General features: G+C 63.7%; 14 protein-coding genes and 2 pseudogenes. 13 read left to right on the forward strand and 3 right to left on the reverse strand.

The annotated features are described in order from the left end of the window. Window position 1: 1 nt before the first annotated feature. Complete coding sequence (locus TQ38_RS25905; protein ID WP_082057914.1) at window positions 2-2,224, reverse strand: catalase; 2,223 nt, start codon at window positions 2,222-2,224, stop codon at window positions 2-4. 242 nt (window positions 2,225-2,466) lie between these two features. On the opposite strand from TQ38_RS25905, the gene TQ38_RS25910 reads away from it, so the two are divergent. The 12 genes and pseudogenes from TQ38_RS25910 to TQ38_RS25965 all read left to right on the forward strand — a co-directional run bounded on the left by TQ38_RS25910 (window position 2,467) and on the right by TQ38_RS25965 (window position 12,945). Further along, entirely contained in the window at window positions 2,467-3,177 is a 711-nt protein-coding gene (locus tag TQ38_RS25910) for a Crp/Fnr family transcriptional regulator (protein ID WP_043979144.1), read from the forward strand. 33 nt (window positions 3,178-3,210) lie between these two features. Continuing rightward, complete coding sequence (locus tag TQ38_RS25915; protein ID WP_043979108.1) at window positions 3,211-3,417, forward strand: hypothetical protein; 207 nt, start codon at window positions 3,211-3,213, stop codon at window positions 3,415-3,417. A 91-nt stretch (window positions 3,418-3,508) separates the two neighbouring features. Next, a complete protein-coding gene (locus tag TQ38_RS25920; protein ID WP_043979106.1) occupies window positions 3,509-4,063 on the forward strand; it encodes a PRC-barrel domain-containing protein in 555 nt (184 codons plus the stop codon). Beyond that, on the forward strand, window positions 4,060-7,185 hold the full coding sequence (locus TQ38_RS25925) for a helicase-related protein (protein WP_043979103.1): 3,126 nt from the start codon (window positions 4,060-4,062) through the stop codon (window positions 7,183-7,185). The genes TQ38_RS25920 and TQ38_RS25925 overlap by 4 nt, the downstream gene beginning before the upstream one ends. 138 nt (window positions 7,186-7,323) lie before the next feature. Then, on the forward strand, window positions 7,324-7,899 hold the full coding sequence (locus TQ38_RS25930; RefSeq protein WP_043979101.1) for an SRPBCC family protein: 576 nt from the start codon (window positions 7,324-7,326) through the stop codon (window positions 7,897-7,899). Continuing rightward, window positions 7,899-9,101, forward strand: coding sequence for a zinc-dependent alcohol dehydrogenase (locus TQ38_RS25935; protein WP_113942082.1), 1,203 nt, complete (start codon window positions 7,899-7,901; stop codon window positions 9,099-9,101). The genes TQ38_RS25930 and TQ38_RS25935 overlap by 1 nt, the downstream gene beginning before the upstream one ends. 10 nt (window positions 9,102-9,111) lie before the next feature. Beyond that, a pseudogene (locus tag TQ38_RS25940) lies at window positions 9,112-9,914 on the forward strand (SDR family NAD(P)-dependent oxidoreductase). 42 nt (window positions 9,915-9,956) lie between these two features. Next, window positions 9,957-10,244, forward strand: a complete 288-nt coding sequence (locus tag TQ38_RS25945; RefSeq protein WP_043979094.1) for a hypothetical protein — start codon at window positions 9,957-9,959, stop codon at window positions 10,242-10,244. A 119-nt stretch (window positions 10,245-10,363) separates the two neighbouring features. Then, window positions 10,364-10,864: an ankyrin repeat domain-containing protein gene (locus TQ38_RS25950; RefSeq protein ID WP_370059858.1), complete on the forward strand. Its 501-nt coding sequence runs from the start codon at window positions 10,364-10,366 to the stop codon at window positions 10,862-10,864. A gap of 16 nt (window positions 10,865-10,880) precedes the next feature. After that, window positions 10,881-11,126, forward strand: a complete 246-nt coding sequence (locus tag TQ38_RS25955) for a hypothetical protein (protein ID WP_043979088.1) — start codon at window positions 10,881-10,883, stop codon at window positions 11,124-11,126. Between the two features lie 152 nt (window positions 11,127-11,278). Next, entirely contained in the window at window positions 11,279-12,373 is a 1,095-nt protein-coding gene (dinB, locus tag TQ38_RS25960) for a DNA polymerase IV (protein WP_043979085.1), read from the forward strand. Continuing rightward, window positions 12,373-12,945, forward strand: coding sequence for an alpha-ketoglutarate-dependent dioxygenase AlkB (locus TQ38_RS25965; protein WP_043979082.1), 573 nt, complete (start codon window positions 12,373-12,375; stop codon window positions 12,943-12,945). The genes dinB and TQ38_RS25965 overlap by 1 nt, the downstream gene beginning before the upstream one ends. A 76-nt stretch (window positions 12,946-13,021) precedes the next feature. On the opposite strand, the gene TQ38_RS25970 is transcribed toward TQ38_RS25965, so the two are convergent. After that, window positions 13,022-13,912 (reverse strand): histone deacetylase, encoded by an 891-nt coding sequence (locus TQ38_RS25970; protein ID WP_043979080.1) that lies wholly within the window; start codon window positions 13,910-13,912, stop codon window positions 13,022-13,024. Window positions 13,913-13,965: 53 nt separating this feature from the next. Continuing rightward, complete coding sequence (htpG, locus tag TQ38_RS25975; protein ID WP_043979077.1) at window positions 13,966-15,852, reverse strand: molecular chaperone HtpG; 1,887 nt, start codon at window positions 15,850-15,852, stop codon at window positions 13,966-13,968. Between the two features lie 321 nt (window positions 15,853-16,173). Here htpG and TQ38_RS25980 point away from each other — a divergent pair. After that, window positions 16,174-16,897, forward strand: a pseudogene (locus tag TQ38_RS25980) (IS5 family transposase). Window positions 16,898-17,182 lie beyond the last annotated feature (285 nt).

The following is a 17,182-nucleotide window of genomic DNA, read 5'->3' on the forward strand; positions in this document are numbered from 1 at the left end:
ATCAGGCTGCGGGCCGTGCATCCAGATCCACCTCGAGTTCCCGGGGCCAATGGCGCAGCGACCGACATGCCGTCACGAAGTCTCCGGCATCTTTTGGCCTGGCCAGGGCGAGGCAGGCTTCGTCGAGGTCGTCGGCGATACCGGCCTTGACGAAAATCGCCTCGGCTTCGACCGTGAACCCGATGAACTTGCAGTGGGCGAAGGCGTCGGTGACAAAATCCTTGGCCGCCGCATCGATCGACAGCAGCGCGGCGCCCTCCTTGGAAACCAGGATCGCCACCGCATCGAAGAGGACCGATGGCCCGCCGTCGATCTTCTGCTTGGCCGCCACCGTGGTACCGTCGGACAAGGTGACGCCGGCGATCTTGGGTGCGATGACTTCGTAGACCGCGCCTTCGGCGTCCAATGTCTTGACCAGAGCCTTGAAGATCGCCGCATCCGCGCCGTCGGTCAGCAGGATACCCAGTTTGCGGCCCTTGAAGCTGTCGGGGCCGTTCTTGACGATGCTCAGTTTGTCGGACGGCGCGAGATCGGTGATCGGCTCGCGCGCCGCCGTCGCCGGATCGGGCAGCGCCAGCCCGAGGCCGTCGGCCACCGTGGCGGCAAGCGTCGCATCGATGTTAAGGAGATGGGAAACCGTACGCGAACGGATGTCCGGCCTTTCGACTTTCGAAAGCTCGAACACCAGCGCATCGCCGATGTGCTTCTGTTCGATCGGCGCCTGGCTGACGAAGAACTGCCGGGCCTGGCTGTAGTGATCGGCGAAGCTCTCCGATCGTACCCGCTGCTTGGGCCCGTCCGGCGCTTCCGCAAAGCTCGTGAAGCCGCGCGCCGGATCCTCGCGCGGACCGCCCTGGGTCGCACCCCAGCTGTTGGGCTCGTAGTTTACCCGGCCCTTGGGATTGCGCATGGCCATATGGCCGTCCTGCTGGAAGTGGGCCATCGGGCACTTGGGCGCGTTGATCGGGATATGCGTGAAGTTCGGGCCGCCCAGGCGCTTGATCTGCGTGTCGAGGTAGGAGAAGTTCCTGCCCTGGAGCAGCGGATCGTTCGAGAAGTCGATGCCAGGCGGGACGTTCTGCGTGCAGAAGGCCACCTGCTCGGTCTCGGCGAAGAAGTTGTCGACGACACGGTCGAGTACCAGGCGGCCGACCACGCGGATCGGGACGAGTTCCTCGGGAATGATCTTGGTTGAATCGAGTACGTCGAATTCGAAGCTGTCGGCGAATTCATCGTCGAAGAGCTGCACGCCCAGTTCCCACTCGGGAAAGTCGCCGGAACTGATCGCGTCCCACAGGTCGCGGCGATGGAAGTCGGGATCGGCACCGTTGATCTTGACCGCCTCGTTCCAGACGACCGACTGCAACCCCTGCTTGGGCTTCCAGTGGAACTTGACGAACGTGGATTTGCCCTCGGCATCGAGCAGCCGGAAGGTGTGCACGCCGAAGCCCTCCATGGTACGGAACGAGCGCGGGATCGCGCGATCGGACATGGTCCACATGATCATGTGGAAGCTCTCGGGCGTCAGGCTGATGAAATCCCAGAAGTTATCGTGCGCCGTCTGGGCCTGAGGAAAGTCGCGGTCCGGCTCAGGCTTGGCGGCGTGGACGAGGTCGGGAAACTTGATCGCGTCCTGGATGAAGAACACCGGGATGTTGTTGCCGACAAGGTCCCAGTTGCCCTCCTGCGTGTAGAGCTTGACCGCGAAACCGCGAACGTCGCGCGCGAGGTCGAACGAACCCTTCGAGCCCGCCACGGTAGAGAAGCGAACGAAGGCAGGCGTGCGCTCGCCGACACGCTGGAACACGTCGGCGCGGCTGACGTCGGACAGACTGTCGGTCAGTTCGAAGAACCCATGCGCGCCGTAGCCGCGGGCATGGACCACGCGCTCTGGGATGCGTTCATGGTCGAAGTGGAAGATCTTTTCGCGGAAATGGAAATCTTCCAGCAGCGTCGGACCGCGCGCACCCTGCTTGAGGCTGTTCTGGTCGTCGGCGACGGGGATGCCCTGCTGGGTCGTCAGTGTTTCGACTTCGCCGCCTGCTGTCTGGTAAGTCTCGCCTCCACTGCCCTGCGGCTCGGCGAACGACAGCGTGATCTCCGCATCTGCAGGTATGGCAGATGCCTTGGCGGTGGTTTCACCGCCAATATGCACACCAGCCAGATCGGCCGGAGTGAAATCTGCAGGATTGTTAGAGCGTGGTTTCGTGGGAGTCTTGGCCATGGGATGTCCTCTCGAATTAACACAACGCAATACCTGGCTGCCGCAACCTGCCGGAATGCCGCGCCATTTGATCTGCAACCCCAAGCCAACACGCGACAGGCAGCCGAGTTGCGGCTTTCTGGGCAAATTAACTTTTATCAACACGAATAGCTCAGACTCTTTGAAACGCTGTCTGAAACAGGAGGTTATCCGCTGGGCACGGCGTGAATACCGCGCTTCTGACACATCTGTTGAAGGTCCCCATGCTTACCGAACGGTTCCTTAGGAACAAACGCAACGTCAGCCTTTCGTTGGGCGAACGTGAATGTCTCGAAGCCGCAATCAGTGAAGTGCAAACGATTGAACCGCGACGTGTTTTGGTCAAAGCCGGCGACAAACTAAATCATAGCACGCTGCTCATCGACGGGATTATGTCGCGCCACATCGACGACCATAACGGTCTCCGGCAACTAGTGGCCATTCACGTGCCCGGAGATTTTGTTGACCTTCATGCTTACCCACTGAAGACGCTCGACCATGATGTTGCCTCGATGACCACCGCAGTCGTGGGCATGGTTCCCCACGGGAAGTTGGACGATATCATCTCCGAGCGACCGCAACTGGGGCGAAAGCTTTGGTATGCAACGCTTCTGGATGCCGCCATTTACCGCGCATGGTTGTTTCGGCTCGGCCGGCTGGCTGCAGTCGGAAGAGTCGCGCATTTCCTCTGCGAAACCAACGCGCGTCTGGCGGCTGTGGGGCTAAGTGATGGACGACAGTTCCCACTGGCACTCACGCAAACCGACATCTCGGAAATCTGCGGATTGACCCATGTCCACGTCAATCGGGTGATGCGCCAGCTTCGCGAAGAACGCCTGTGCATTTTCAGATTGTCCGTCGTCGAAATTCCTGATCCGGTCGGGCTGGCCGCGCGGGGGCAGTTCGATCCCACCTATTTGTACATCGATCAGTGAAACACCCTCCAATCCCTGTTGAAAGTTCGCGTCATGACACACCTGAACAATGAACGCCGACCAGAAACTCAGCCGGGGGTTGCCAGTGCCGAAGACGGGCTGGTCATTCTCGATGGTCCCGATGGCGTGGCCGTGACCATGACCGCCGCGGCGGCAGCGGAGACCGGCCATAACGTCGTGGAAGCAGCACGCGCCGCGCAAATGCAAATCGGAACTACGCCCGGTTCCGACGAGAACTGACTTTCGGTACGTATCTTCGAAATTCTATTACATCCATGAGAGGGATAAAGCCCTGAACGAAATCGCCGGATGGATCGCCCCGATCGCCACGATGCTGGCGGCGATGATGACTGCCGCCAATCTCGGAGCCCGGCTCACCGGGTGGGGCTTCGTCGTTTTTACGTTCGGCTCGATCGCCTGGACCATCGTCGGCCTGACCTCCGGCCAAACCAACCTGATCGCGTCGAACGGCTTTCTCACGCTGGTAAACGTGGTCGGTATCTGGCGCTGGCTGGGACGGCAACGCAAGTACGAGGACGGTGGCCGATCCGCCCGCGAGGCAAGCCGCAGGTCGTCGGAGCCGACGCTATTCACCGCCACTGGGCTGGCCGGAATGCCCGTGGCGCTGGAAGACGGCACGCCGCTCGGCAAGTCCGTCGAGGCACTGATCGAATGCCGTTCGGGCGAAGTCAGCTACGTGGTGGTCGCCACCAGTTCCGCCGCCGGGCTGGAGGAGCAACTGCGCCCGGTGCCCGCCCGGTCGATCGGTTTCGGCTGCGACCGACTGACCCTCGCCATATCGCGCGGTGCCTATGAAGCCATCGCTCCCCTCGACGGCGACGCCTGGCCCGCCTCAGCCGAGCAAGATACGAAAGCAGTCTCATGAACCTCGCTCTGGTCGCCATGGGCATGGCCCGGGCTTTGGCCTCGGACGATGTCGTGTTCCTGGCCGACGACGAACAGCAAGCCCGGGCCCTCTCGGACATCCTGATGGCGCTGCTGCCAAGCGCACCGGTCTTCCATGTCCCCTCGAGCGACGCGCTGCCCGGCGATGTCGCCCCTGCCTCTCCCGCCAATGCGGGCCGGCGCGTGGCGGCCTTGCGAGCGCTCCAGCTCGCGCAGGCCGAAGGCGGGCGGCTCCATCTAGCCTGCATCCTGAGCGGCGAAGCGGCGGGGCGCCGCTACCCGCCACCGCAGGCGTTCGAAGGCGCTCCCCCGACGCTGCGCGAGGGTGACGCGATCGACCCCGGCGCCTTCGCGGCGCAGCTTGAGGAACTGGGCTATTTCGCGGACGACCGTGTCGACGAGCCGGGCGAAACGGCCATTCGTGGCGACGTCATCGACGTCTTTCCCGCCGACGCCGGGATGCCGGCTCGCATCGAACTCACCAAGGGCCGGATCGCCGCGATCCGGTCCTATGATCCCGTGACCCAGCGCACCGTCTCCGACCTCCAGCGACTCGAGATCGGGCGCGCGGCGGAGCCCGCGATGGACGACGCGGTCTCGATACTGGCCCATCTCTCGCCCGGCCTGCTGGCCGTGGCCAACAAGGCTCACGCGCGCCGCCTGCGTTTCATACAGCTCGCGCAGGATGCCGCGGGAGGTGGCGATCGCCTGATCGATGCGCTGGACGATGCGGCGTGGCAGGCCGACGCCTCGCGATGGCGCGCCGTCGATTTCGGCGGGGATGCAGTGACCGTGCCTCGCTTCGCGGAAAGCCGTAGCCCGCTCGCCGCGATGGGCCGCTTCGTGCGACCGCTGCTGGAGGAAGGCCGCTCGCTGGTGCTGGCGGGCAGCTCCAGGGACCTGCGATTCCTCCGCTCGCGGATCGCCAGGCGCCTGAAACTGGACTTGTTCGATGTGGAGAGCTGGGCCGAGATCATCGCCTTGCCGCCCGGCGCGTCGGCATCGATCACCATGCCCGTGGATACCGGTGTCGTCGACGAACGCCTCGTGCTAATCGCTGCCGCCGACGTCATGGGCAGTCGCGCACTGATCGGTGAAGCCGCGACATCGAGCGCCGTCCCCTGGGCCGGAACGGGCGCCGGCATCCGCATCGGCGACGTCGTGGTTCACGAGGACCATGGGGTCGGGCTCGTGCTGGGTCTCGAGGCCGCTCCCACTGCCGACGGCACGGCGAGCGAGATGATCGCGCTGGAATATGCCGGCGGTGCCCGCCGTCTCGTCGCCATCGACGAAGCGGATCGCATCTGGCGCTACGGCGCCGACGCCGAGGCCGAGGCCGTGACACTCGACAAGCTCGACGGCTCGTCGTGGTTCAAGCGCCGGAGCACCATCGACGCTGCGATCGTCGAAAGCGCGAAAGGTCTGGCCGCGCTGGCGAAGGCGCGCGCGTCGCGGGAAGCGCCGGTGATGGACCCCGACGCCGCCGCCTACGAACGGTTCGCGGGCGGCTTTGCCTTCAACGAGACCGCCGACCAGGCCCGCGCGATTGCCGCTATTCGAGACGACCTTGCGCGGGGCCGGCCGATGGACCGGCTGCTGATCGGCGATGTCGGCTACGGCAAGACCGAGGTCGCCCTGCGCGCCGCCGCCCTCGCTGCCCTCTCGGGCCATCAAGTCGTGATCGCCGCGCCGACGACGGTGCTGGTGCGCCAGCATCTCGACACCTTCCGCCGCCGATTCGAGGGCACGGGCGTCACCGTCGCGGGGCTTTCGCGCCTGTCGAGCGCAGCTGAGAAGAAAGCGGTGAAGGCGGGCCTGGCCGACGGCTCGGTGCAAGTCGTGGTCGGCACCGGCGCGGTCATGGCCAAGGGCGTGACGTACGCCAAGCTAGGCCTCGTCGTCATCGACGAGGAACAGCGCTTCGGCGCCGCCGACAAGGCAAGGCTGCGCGGTTCGGGCGAAGTCCACCTACTGAGCCTCAGTGCGACGCCGATACCGCGCACGCTGCAAGCGGCGCTCGTCGGGCTGCAGCAGATATCGCTCATCACCACGCCCCCGGCTCGACGCCAGCCGATCCGCACCAGCATCGATCGCTACGACGACGCCCGCATCCGCACTGCCCTGTCGCGCGAAAAGGCGCGCGGCGGACAGAGCTTCGTCGTCGTCCCGCGCATCGAGGACATGGCGCCCCTCGCCGAGAAGCTTCGGCGCATCGTACCCAACCTGCAAGTGGTCGAGGCGCATGGAAAGATGCCCGCAGCGGCGATCGACGACGCCATGGTCGGTTTCGGGGACGGCCGGGGCGATATCCTCCTGGCCACCAACATCATCGAGGCCGGGCTCGACGTGCCGCGCGCCAACACCATGATCATCTGGCGCGCCGACCGCTTCGGGCTCGCGCAGTTACACCAACTGCGCGGCCGGGTGGGACGCGGCAACCGTCGCGGGCAGGTGGTGCTGCTGACCGAAAGCGAGAACGCCATCGGCCCGCGCACGCTCAAGCGCCTGCGCACCCTGGCGGCGTTCGACCGCCTCGGCGCCGGGTTCGAGATCAGCGCGCAGGACCTTGACATGCGCGGCGCCGGCGATCTGCTCGGCGAGGACCAGGCCGGGCACATAAAGCTGATCGGCGTCGATCTCTACCAGCACATGCTCGGCGCCGCGCTGCGACAGGCGCGGGGAGAAGACGTCGAGCGCTGGACGCCGGAGCTTAACCTAGGATCGGGCGGCGCGTTCCCGGCAGCCTGGATCCCGGAAGACGACGTGCGCCTTGCGCTCTACATGCGCCTCGCGCGGATCGAGGACGAGGCGGCGCTCGATGCCTTCGAGGACGAGTTGCTGGACCGCTTCGGCCCGCTTCCCGGCGCGGCCGAAGTCCTGATGGACCATTCCCGCATCCGCATCGGCGCCCGCACGCTGCGGATCGCGCGGATTGACGCGGGCCCCGCCGCCATCGCCCTCACGCCCCGGCGCGATTTCAGCGCCGATGCGAGCCGCGCGGACCTAACAGAAAAGGATGGTCGACTGCTGCTTTCGGAAAAAACCGCGAACGATGAGCGCATTACCCGGGTTCGCCTATTGCTGGAAACGCTTGGCTCATGATCAGCTCGAGCCAAAGCGTTGTTTGACTGCGACGATATTGGGTCGGAGCCGGGGTCTTTATGAAGGCTGGCCTCGTTTTACTTCTGTATCGACCAGCCCGACCGGGCCGGTCGTCATCCAGACAAATGGAGAGCAGGAATGGCAATGGCGAAAGACGATGCTCCGCCCACCACCTCCAAGGTGCGCGAGGTTCGCGACGCGGAGACGCGCACGGTGCAGGACGCCCAGGGTAGTTCGCTGATTGGGCGGACTGTGACGATCAATCGGCCCCGCGCTGAACTCTACGCCTATTGGCGCGACTTCGCCCGGCTGCCGACTTTCATGGACAACGTACAGCAAGTGGACGTCCGCTCGCCCAAACTCTCGCACTGGGTGGTGAAGGCGCCGGGTGGAAGGACGGTCGAATGGGACGCGCGCATCACCGAGGAGAAGGATGGCGAACTCATCGCCTGGGCCTCGACCGAGGATGCCGACGTGCCCAACAGCGGCCGGATCGAGTTCCGCGATGCCGGCGATCGTGGCACCATCGTCACCGCGACGATCGTCTACGATCCCCCCGCCGGCGTCGTCGGCCAGCTCATCGCCAAGATGTTCCAGCGCGAGCCGGCCATCCAGGCACGGCGCGACCTGCGACGCTTCAAGCAGCTCATGGAAACCGGCGAAGTCGCCACCTCGTCGCGCACCCGCGCGCAGCTCGAAGAGGACAAAGCCTGATGCGCGCACTCACCTGGCACGGCAAGCATGACGTCCGCGTCGACACCGTCGACGACCCTGAAATTCTCAACCCGCGCGACGCGATCATCAAGATCACCTCGACCGCGATCTGCGGGTCGGACCTCCACCTCTACGACGGCTACATCCCCACGATGAAGGCCGGCGACATTCTCGGCCACGAGTTCATGGGCGAAGTCGTCGAGACCGGCCCCGGATCGACATTGGTCAAGGGCCAGCGCGTGGTGGTCCCCTTCACGATCGCCTGCGGCAGCTGCTATCACTGCGGCAAGCACCAGTACTCCGCCTGCGACAATGGCAACCCGGCCGACAACCAGGACATCGGCATGGAGCTTTATGGCCAGCCGATGTCGGGCCTGTTCGGCTACAGCCACCTGACTGGCGGCTACGCGGGCGGCCAGGCCGAATACGTGCGCGTGCCCTTCTCCGACGTCGGCCCGATCGTCGTCCCGGATGGGCTGAGCGACGACGAGGTGCTGTTCCTCTCCGACATCCTGCCCACCGGCTGGCAGGCGGCCGAGAATGCCGACATCGAGCCGGGCGACACCGTCGCGGTCTGGGGTTGTGGCCCTGTCGGCCTTTTCGCGGTCCAGTCAGCCTTCCTGATGGGCGCGGCCCGCGTCATCGCGATCGACCACTTCCCGCGCCGACTGGAACTGGCGCGCAAGTTCGGCGCCGAGACCATCAACTTCGAAGAATCGAAGACCTACGAAGCGCTGATGGAAATGACCGGGGGCATTGGTCCCGACGCGGTGATCGACGCGGTGGGCCTCGAGGCCCACGGCTTCTTCGTCGACAACGTGGTCGATCAGATCAAGGCATCGCTGATGCTGGGTACCGACCGCATCCACTCGATCCGCCAGGCCATCGTCGCCTGCCGCAAGGGCGGCCGCGTCTCGATGCCCGCCGTCTATGGCGGCATCGTCGACAAGTTCCCGCTCGGCGCCTTCATGGAAAAAGGGCTGACGCTCAAGACCGGGCAGACCAGCGTGCAGCATTACATGCCGGGACTGCTCAACGCGATTGTTGAGGGCAAGATCGACACTACCTTCCTGATCTCGCATCGGATGAGCCTGGAAGATGCGCCCAAGGGCTACAAGATGTTCCACGACAACCAGAATGAGGTGACCAAGGTCGTCCTCAAGCCCGGCTTCGACGCCGGCACTGCCATCGCCGCGGAATAGGAGAAGCACCATGGCCGAGAAATTCGCGATCGTCACCGGCGCCTCGACGGGCATCGGCTTCGAACTCGCCTCGATCGCGGCCGAAAACGGCTATGACCTTCTGGTTGTGGCCGACGAAGGCCTGATCGAAGCGGCTGCCCAGGACTTCCGGCTTCACGGCGTCACCGTCGAAGCGGTGCAGGCCGACCTGTCGACCATCGAAGGCGTCGACGCGCTTCTCGGGGCGACTGCGGGGCGAAAGATCGACCTGCTTTGCGCCAACGCGGGGCGAGGCCTCGGCCATGGCTTCCTCGACCAGAATGTCTCCGACTGGCGGCGCGTGGTGGACACCAATATCACGGGCACGCTCTACCTGCTGCAGAACGTGCTGAAGGACATGGTCGCGCGGATGACGGCAAGGTGCTGATCACCGGCTCGATCGCCGGTTTCATCCCCGGCAGTTTCCAGGCCGTCTACAACGGCACCAAGGCGTTCGTGGACAGCTTCGCCGACGCCCTGCGCAACGAGATCAAGGACGCGAAGGGCGTGACGGTCACCACGCTCATGCCCGGGCCGGTGGAGACCGAGTTCTTCGACCGCGCCGACATGCTCGACACCTCCGTCGGCGCCTCCAAGAGCAAGAGCGACCCCGCCGATGTCGCGCGCGATGGCTGGGATGCCCTGATGAAGGGGCAGGCGCACATCGTCTCGGGCTGGAACAACAAGATCCAGGCCGCGGTGGCCCACGTGACGCCGGCATCCATCCTCGCGGAACAACACCGGAAGATGGCCGAGCCCGGGTCGGCCGAAGTCGATCATGGCGAAGCCCGATAGATCCGCGTCAAACTCATATATTTTCCACCAAAGGACAAACACATGAGCTCCACGATAGAGCGCAGTTTCGATAGTCGCCGAGACGCCGAACTCGCGGTCGAAAGACTGGTCCAGGAACATGGCTTCGCGCGAACCGACGTCTTTGTCTCGTCGGCTGGCAGTGAAAACAGCGTAGGCGAAAAGCGCAGCGGTGGGGACACCGCGACCCACCTGGAGGAGGAACGCAGCGACGCACCGCTTTCAGATCCGATATCCGTGTCGGTGGACGTCAACGACGATGCCCGCGCCGCTATCGTGGTTCAAGTGTTCGACGAAATCGCCGGCGGCTGACCGCGTCCTATCCGTCTGGACCATATGGGGTAGCGATGGGAGTACGTTGGGTGAACGAGCCGGAGAATTTAATGCCTTCGATACCGCGGGAACCGCCGCAGCTCCCTTCACCGGAAAGAGTGCAGGAATTGCTGTTCGACGCGTCCCGGCTTGGCCGAGACGACATGATCCCGGTCCTGCTAGAAGCTGGCGCGGACATCGAGGCCGTGGACGCGAAGGGTCATACCGCCCTCGTCCTGGCGACCTATCACGGATTCGAGGCCGCCGCGGCGCTGCTGCTGAATGCCGGTGCCAATCCCAACGGCACGACCGCGAGCGGCAGCCCGCTGATGGGTGTCGCTTTCAAAGGGCACATTGCCATTGCCCGGCAACTCCTGACCGCGGGAGCAGACCCGAACCTGCGTAATGCAGCCGGACAGACCGCGGTCATGATGAGCGCTTTGTTTGATCGACGCGATATCATCGATCTTCTCCTGAGCGCCGGAGCCGATATAGATGCGGTGGACGCGGCCGGAAACGATGCGGCCGCCGTTGCGCGCATGCAAGGCAACGGCGAGCTTGCCCAGTGGCTTCAGAGCCCGCGCGAATTGGCGAGTACAGTCAATGCCCAAACCACCTAACGACGGAGCGATATGCATGGATGACGTTTCGATCGGCCCGGACCCTACAAATGAGCAGCCGGTGCAGAAAGGTGTGGATGCGCAGTCCGAGACCGAGCGCGACATCGAGATCGGTTTGGCCGGTGCCGAAGCCAAGCCCTTTGCCAGCTCGCCTCAAGACAAGGATACCGTAACATCGGTCGCCAAGCATGATGAGGAGCTCTCATCCGCCGATGGCGATGAGAACCTCATCACCGACAGACGCAACGCGGGGCGCGAATAGCTGGCACGGAAGTCCGTCATGGCCCCACTGGGCCGTACGCCGGCCGAACGGCATGAACGAAGGTCAAGCCTTCAGCGAAGCAGCTAACACCAAATCTTTCGGCCAAGCTCAAATTCGTTCACTTTTTGTTCTTTCTGTGGCATGGACGAGACATGGTCGATTCTGCCCCCCGAAAGATCATCCACGTCGACATGGACGCCTTCTTCGCGTCCGTGGAGCAACGCGATAACCCCGACCTGCGCGGGCGCCCCGTAGCGGTGGGTCATGCCGCCGCGCGCGGCGTGGTTGCCGCTGCAAGCTACGAAGCGCGCACGTTCGGCGTGCGGTCCGCTTTGCCTTCGGTCACTGCCTTGCGGCGCTGTCCCGCCCTCGTCTTCGTGCCGCCGCGTTTCGATGTGTACCAGGAGGTATCCCGGCAGATCCACGCGGTGTTCGAGCGCTACACCGATCTTATCCAGCCCCTCTCGCTGGATGAGGCTTATCTCGATGTGACGGCTAACAAATACGGCATACCCACGGCCTGGCTCACCGCGAAGGCGATCCGGGCAGCCATCCTGGAGGAGACCGGGCTCACAGCCTCTGCCGGCATCTCGTACAACAAGTTCCTCGCCAAACTCGCCTCCGACCAGCGCAAGCCGAACGGACAGTTCGCCGTCACCCCTGACATGGGGGCGGAATGGGTGGCGACATTGCCAGTCAGTCGCTTTCACGGCGTTGGACCTGTGACCGCGGAAAAGATGAAGCGGCTCGGTATCGAAACCGGCGCTGATCTGCGGGCAAAGTCGCGGGAGTTTCTCGATCGCCATTTCGGCAGTTCGGCCGAATGGTACTATGCGATCGCGCGCGGCGAGGACTATCGGCCGGTCAACCCCAACCGGGTTCGCAAATCCTTGGGCTCGGAAACGACCTTCGAACGTGACCTGACCGACCCTGCCGAGATCGAGGCTGGCGTTCTTCGCATGGTCGACGACGTCTGGCGTTGGTGTGAGACCCGCTCAAGGTTTGGCCGTACCGTGACGGTGAAGATCAAGTACGGCGACTTCAAACAGATCACGCGCCGCCGCAGTCAGGCGGAGGTGGTCGCGACGCTCGACAACTTTCAAAACCTGGCGCGCGATCTCATCCGGTCGGTCCTGCCGCCTACAAAGGGCATCCGGCTCGTGGGCGTCACGGTATCGAACTTCGGTGAGCCTCCCGCCGATCGCGAAGTCGCGCTGCCGATGTTCGCGAAGGAGCAGGCGGCTTGATGCTTGACCTGTTCGACACGCCAGTGCTGCCGGGGCTGAGCACAGAGGCCGACATTATCGACGCTGCCGAAGAACGCGTGCTGATCAGCCGCATCGATTCCAGCGACCTTACGCCATTTCGCTTTCAGGGGTGGACCGGAAAGCGGCTTACAGGGTCGTTCGGATGGAGTTATGATTTTGAAATCGGGCGACCGTTGGAGGCTCCGCCGATCCCGGACTGGCTGCGCCCCTTCCGCGATCGTGCGGCGCGCTTCGCCAATCTCGAGCCCGCTGCCCTTATCCAGGCACTGTTGATCCGCTACGATCCTGGCGCCGGTATCGGGTGGCACCGCGATCGCCCGGTCTACCAGGATGTGATTGGAATTTCGCTGGGCGAGCCCGCGGCGATGCGATTTCGGCGCAGGCGGGCCGATGGCTTCGCGCGGGTATCAGTGCCGCTCGAACCGCGAGCGGCCTACCACCTGATCGGGCCTGCTCGTCACGACTGGGAGCATAGCATTGCCGAAATGGAGCGGGCGCGTTGGTCGATTACCTTCCGAAGCTTTGCCAGCCACGGATTTCCCCGGACATAGACCTGCCCCCTCGATACGCAGCCTTGCCACACGAAGTGCAGCAACTCGATAGCGCAGCCTAACGAGTGGCGCGATCCTATGACGATCCCAATGTCAGGATCGAGCGGGCATGCCTGCGTGCGACCGCGTCACGATCCGCCCCGTACCCTCCGCCAAGCGTGCTTGCCAACGGGATCGACCGCTGCCGGGCTGCGTCTGACACTATCTGGTCACGCTCCACCAATCCGGCATCGGTCAGCGCCAACCGCCCCAAGCGGTCATCCACATGCGCATCCACGCCCGCCTGCAGCAGGATGAGGTCCGGCCGGAAATCGTCCAGCGCTCCGGTCAGCGTGCGCTTGAGGATGTCCAGATAGACCGTGTCATCCGTCAGGTCGGGCAACGCGATATCCAGGGTGGAGCGCGCCTTTCGGGTGGGGAAGTTCTTTTCCGCGTGCAGGGAGAGGGTGAATATATCGCCGCGCCCCGCCGTCAACGCGGCGGTACCGTCCCCTTGGTGGACGTCCAGGTCGAGGATCAGGATGCGCTTTGCATCGCCTTCCTCGATCAGCCTGTTCGCGGCGACCGCGAGGTCGTTGAAAACGCAGTACCCGGCTCCGGTATCCGCAAGGGCGTGGTGGCTGCCGCCGGCGCTGTTGGCGGCGTAGCCATGGCGTAGCGCCAGCTTGGCAGCCAGCCACGTCCCGCCTGGCGAAAGTTGCGATCTTCGTGAAATGCTTTCGTCGATCGGGAACCCTATCCTGCGCTCTTTGGCCGCTGCCACTCTGCACGCAATGATTTCCTCGACATAGCCGGGATCATGGACCGCTTCGAGCCAGGCTCTCGGCATGATGTCCGGGACGTGCACCGTCATCGGCACGCCGCTCTCGCGAAGCGCATCCATCACCCGCGCATACTTGTCGTGGCGAAAGGTGCCTTCGCCTTTCGCCGGGACGACATAGTCGGGATGGTGGACAACATGCAGCATAGTGGGAGCCCCGAAAAACAAAGGGGAAGCCGGCCGGCTCCCCCTCCCCTGCATCATCCCAGGGTCTTGGCCATCAAGCGCTCCAGCCGCTGGACAAAGGCTCGTGGATCGGCCGGAGCTTCTCCCTCCGCAATACGCGCCTCGTCGAGGAGCAGGAATGCGATATCCCGCCGCTCATCCTCGCTCGCCGTGGACTGCTCCAGTCTGGCGATGAGCGCATGGCGCGCATTCACTTCCAGCACGGGCTTTTCGCGTTCCGGCGCACGGCCGGCCGCCGCCAGCATCTTCTCAAGCTGAAGATCCATGGCGTTGTCCGGCGCCACGATGCACACGGCGCTGGTGGTCAACCGGTCGGAGATGCGGACGTCAGAAACCTGATCAGCCAGCACCTCCCTGGCAAAGGCGACGAACCCGCTGACATCCTCTGCCGGGGTCGATGCATCTGCGCTCTCCTCGGCCAGAGGGATCAGGCTGAGGTCGCTAGCGCCCTGCGTCACCGACTTGAAGGGTTTGCCCTCATAATCGACGCCCATCGTGGTCCAGAAATTGTCGACCTGGTCGGGCAGCAGCAAGACTTCGATACCCCGCGCCTTGAACCCTTCGAGCTGGGGAGACGTCGCGATCCGATCGAGGTCATCGCCGGTGGCATAGAAGATGGCGGTCTGGTTTTCCTTCAGCGCCGCGACATAATCCTTGAGCGAGCGCCACTCGCCGTCCGATGCCGTGGTCTTGAACCGGGCGAGCCCGAGCAACTGAGCGCGCCGCTCGTAGTCCTCGTACAGCCCCTCCTTGAGCACAGCCCCGAAGTTGTTCCAGATCGCTGCATAGCGATCGGCATCGCTCAACGAGAGCTTCTCCAGTTCCGAAAGGACGCGATTGCTCACGCCTTTCTGGATGGCGGACAGCACGGGGCTTTCCTGGATCATCTCGCGCGACATGTTGAGCGGGAGGTCCGCGGAATCGACAAGGCCGCGTACGAACCGCAGATAGCGCGGGAGAATCTCCGCTTCATCGGTGATGAAGACCCTTCGGACATAGAGCTTGATGCGGCCATTGCGGTCGGGATCGAACAGGTCGAAAGGCTTGCTCTCAGGGATGAAGGTCAGCACCGAATACTCGTGCCGCCCTTCGGCCCGGTAGTGCAATGTCACTGCCGGCTTGTCGAACTGCCCCGCCACGCTGCGATAGAAGTCGGCATAGTCGTCCTCGGTGATGTCCGACTTCGCCTTGGTCCACAGCGCCGCGCCGTCGGCAAGCTGCCGTGCTTCTTCCTCGCTGCCGGTTTCCTCCAGGAAAATCGGCACCGGCACATGACCGGACTGCGCCTTGACGATCCGTTCGATGGTGTGAAGCTCGGCATAGCTTTTCGCCTCATCGAGCAGGGTCAGCGTAACCCGCGTTCCGCGCAGGGGAGCGGCAGCGGGATCGGCCGGAGCTATGGTGTACGTGCCCGAGCCATCGGATGCCCAACTGGCCGCATCGTCCTCACCCGCGCGGCGGGAGACGACCTCGACTCTCCCGGCGACCATGAAGGCCGAATAGAAACCCACGCCGAACTGGCCGATGAGCTGCTGTCCTTCACCATTCTTGTCGGCAGAGAGCCTGTCCATGAACGCCTTTGTCCCCGAACGGGCGATGGTGCCCAGGATCTCGGCCATGTCAGCGGCGGTCATGCCGATGCCATTGTCCGTGACGGTGAGGGTTGCGGCGTCCTTGTCGAGAGTCACGGTGATCCGCGGCTGGGCATCGTCGCCGAGCAGTTCGGGCCGGGAAATCGCTTCGTAGCGCAGCTTCTCACAGGCATCGGCGGCATTGGAGATAAGCTCACGAAGGAAGACGTCCCGGTCCGAATAGACCGAGTGGACCATCATGTGCAGGAGCTTGGAAACATCCGCCTCGAAGGCGCGGGTCTCAGGGGCGTTAACCGTCTCAGTTGTCATCGTCTCTTTGGCTCACATGTTTCAGATTTAGGCCAGCCAGATGGATTGGATCGCTTCCACGTTCAAGAGGGCCTGCCTTGGGACACCCGGGTGGGCCCGGGAACCCAAAGCTAAACCAGCGTGCAGTACGTCAGCCTTCGCTATTTAGGTGCTCCAAAAAATTATTGCGCCTAGGGCCTGGCATGTTGGCCGACGTCCGTCGCTGCTGCTGAACATGGCGGCGAGCTAGGGTCAGGACCCATTAATGTGAGAGGCGCGATCTGATTGAAGCTCCGTGAGGAGACTGATAATGAGCGCCTGTACTGGCTGACGGACGAGCAGATGGCGCGTCTGCGGCCCTATTTCCCCAAGAGCCACGGCAAGCCCCGCGTTGATGATCGGCGGGTGTTGAGCGCATCGTTTTCGTCAATCGCAATGGGCTGCGCTGGTGTGATGCGCCCAAGGACTATGGTCCGCACGAGACGTTGTATAATCGCTGGAAGTGCTGGGCCGAGATGGGCGTCTTCCTCCGCATGATGGAACGATTGGCGGTCGAGGGTGCCGATCCGAAGACGGTCATGATCGATGCGACCTATTTGAAGGCACACCGCACGGCATCGAGCCTGCGGGTTAAAAAGGGGATCTCGGGCGCCTGATCGGTCGCACGAAAGGCGGTATGAACACAAAGCTTCACGTCGTCACTGACGCCAATGGCCGCCCGCTCAGCTTCTTCATGACCGCTGGGCAGGTCAGCGACTACACAGGGGCGGCAGCGCTTTTGGACGACCGGCCAAAGGCGCGCTGGCTGCTGGGCGACCGGGGCTATGACGCCGACTGGTTCAGGGACGCCTTGCAGGCGGAGGGTATCGAACCCTGCATCCCGGGCCGAAAATTCCGGCTCCAGCCCGTCAAATTCGACAAGCGTCGGTACCAACGCCGCAGCCGCATCGAGATCATGTTCGGACGCCTGAAGGACTGGCGCCGCGTCGCCACACGCTATGATCGATGTCCGACAGCCTTCTTTTCCGCCATCGCGCTCGCCGCCACCGTCATCTTCTGGCTCTGATCAGTGAGTCCTGACCCTAGACGCGCACCCAATGCCTCTCTTGAGCGACGTTAACAGTCTAGAATCCCGCCATTGAACAACCCCCTTCTATTGTGCGTCGGTGGCTGAACCGGAGCAATGGCCGCACAGATCTTATCGTTTTTGCTTCATGCGTCATCCATCGTTTCGGCAGCTGTATGGCGATGGGTCCCAAGGCTTCGGGGGCGCCGCTGGATTGTTCGCGGCTCTCGTTCTCCATGGTTATCTACAGTCTCGTCTGCGGAAGCGACACGACGCAGAAAATCG

It is taken from the genome of Novosphingobium sp. P6W, from assembly GCF_000876675.2.
Taxonomy (GTDB): domain Bacteria; phylum Pseudomonadota; class Alphaproteobacteria; order Sphingomonadales; family Sphingomonadaceae; genus Novosphingobium.

Coding starts and splice junctions, on each gene's coding strand:
- TQ38_RS25915 (WP_043979108.1), top strand. CDS start 3,211: ATGACACACCTGAACAATGAACGCCGACCAGAAACTCAGCCGGGGGTT.
- dinB (WP_043979085.1), top strand. CDS start 11,279: ATGGTCGATTCTGCCCCCCGAAAGATCATCCACGTCGACATGGACGCC.
- TQ38_RS25935 (WP_113942082.1), top strand. CDS start 7,899: ATGCGCGCACTCACCTGGCACGGCAAGCATGACGTCCGCGTCGACACC.
- TQ38_RS25905 (WP_082057914.1), bottom strand. CDS start 2,224: ATGGCCAAGACTCCCACGAAACCACGCTCTAACAATCCTGCAGATTTC.
- TQ38_RS25920 (WP_043979106.1), top strand. CDS start 3,509: ATGCTGGCGGCGATGATGACTGCCGCCAATCTCGGAGCCCGGCTCACC.
- TQ38_RS25910 (WP_043979144.1), top strand. CDS start 2,467: ATGCTTACCGAACGGTTCCTTAGGAACAAACGCAACGTCAGCCTTTCG.
- TQ38_RS25965 (WP_043979082.1), top strand. CDS start 12,373: ATGCTTGACCTGTTCGACACGCCAGTGCTGCCGGGGCTGAGCACAGAG.
- TQ38_RS25970 (WP_043979080.1), bottom strand. CDS start 13,912: ATGCTGCATGTTGTCCACCATCCCGACTATGTCGTCCCGGCGAAAGGC.
- TQ38_RS25945 (WP_043979094.1), top strand. CDS start 9,957: ATGAGCTCCACGATAGAGCGCAGTTTCGATAGTCGCCGAGACGCCGAA.
- TQ38_RS25925 (WP_043979103.1), top strand. CDS start 4,060: ATGAACCTCGCTCTGGTCGCCATGGGCATGGCCCGGGCTTTGGCCTCG.
- TQ38_RS25930 (WP_043979101.1), top strand. CDS start 7,324: ATGGCAATGGCGAAAGACGATGCTCCGCCCACCACCTCCAAGGTGCGC.
- TQ38_RS25955 (WP_043979088.1), top strand. CDS start 10,881: ATGGATGACGTTTCGATCGGCCCGGACCCTACAAATGAGCAGCCGGTG.
- htpG (WP_043979077.1), bottom strand. CDS start 15,852: ATGACAACTGAGACGGTTAACGCCCCTGAGACCCGCGCCTTCGAGGCG.